Annotated in this window: 1 pseudogene; it reads left to right on the top strand. The window is 77.1% G+C overall.

Going from position 1 to position 550, the window contains the following annotated elements:
• Window positions 1–550 (top strand): annotated as a pseudogene (locus tag ACVNF4_RS36820) (DAK2 domain-containing protein); the annotation flags it as partial.

Genomic DNA, 550 nt, shown 5'->3' with positions numbered 1-550 from the left:
ACGCCGCGAAAGCCGACGGCGGCGACTGCGCCGCCGTCGCCCGCGCGGCCCACAGGGGGGCATGTACGGCACTGGCGGCCACCCCGGGACAGCTCGCCGTCCTCCAGGACGCCGGGGTCGTCGACGCGGGCGGGAGGGGGCTCGTGGCGGTGCTGGGGGCGCTCGTGGAGACGTTCACGGGGGAGGCGCCGGTCGCGCGGGTGACGAGCGTGGGACTGGGGGTGCACGCGCGCGTGGAGAGCGAGGCGTGTGCCGAGGGCGGTGACGGGCCCGCGTTCGAGGTGATCTACCTCCTGGAGGCCGAGGACACGGCCGTGAACCGGCTCAGGACCCGGCTGGACGCCCTGGGGGACTCCCTGGTCGTCGTCGGCGGGGACGGGCTGTGGAACGTCCACGTGCACGTGGACGACGCCGGGGCCGCCGTCGAGGCCGGGGTCGAGGCGGGGCGGCCGTACCGGATCCGGATCACCCACTTCGGCGCCGGGGACGCGCACACCGCGCGCGGGGAGCGGGTGCCGCGTGAACGCGTCCAGCGCGCGGTCGTCGCCGT

The organism is Streptomyces sp. S6, assembly GCF_054880855.1.
This window is presented reverse-complemented; position numbering and strand designations above follow the sequence as displayed.